The 526-nt window shown below is 62.5% G+C and carries 1 protein-coding gene; it reads right to left on the reverse strand.

What is annotated here, in order from left to right:
- Positions 1–526: DUF5305 family protein (locus EXE42_RS18920; protein ID WP_241988429.1), on the reverse strand; the 526-nt coding region annotated here is incomplete at both ends.

The following is a 526-nucleotide window of genomic DNA, read 5'->3' on the forward strand; positions in this document are numbered from 1 at the left end:
GTCGAGGACCGTACACACCCCGAGCTGCTCGTCTTTGATGACGCGTTTGTTCGTGTCTATCGCGACGTCGACTAACCCCTCTAAGTCGTCGACGAGGATCGTCGCCTCGTAGTCGCGTTCCGAAGGGAACGTCCCGTTGGTTATCCACTCGGAGAACTCCTGTTCCTGCTGTCGGATCTCTAGGAGTTCACGCTCTTCGGGAGAGACGGTGGCATACCCGCTCCGCTGCGCGAAAACCAGACCCAAAGCGCCGCCGACTCCGAGGAGCACAAGCAGGATCGACCCGACTGCCTCGTCTGTCCCCGGATCGACCGGCCGCTCGACCGTCTCCGTTCGCTGACCCGGCTCGTCGACGGTGTTCGTTTCCAGCACGCGGAACGTCTGCGGGTTAACCGTCATCGGCATCGTGCTCTCGTAGGTCTCGCTCACCGACTGCCCCCCCAGCGTCCCCTCGACGGACGACACCGCGACGATCCGGATCTCTATCGTTCCGGCTACGCCGAGCTGCTGTTCGATCGTTCGGATC

Origin of the sequence: Halorubrum sp. SP3 (genome assembly GCF_005435195.1) — an archaeon.
In the GTDB taxonomy this organism is placed as follows: Archaea; Halobacteriota; Halobacteria; order Halobacteriales; family Haloferacaceae; genus Halorubrum; species Halorubrum sodomense.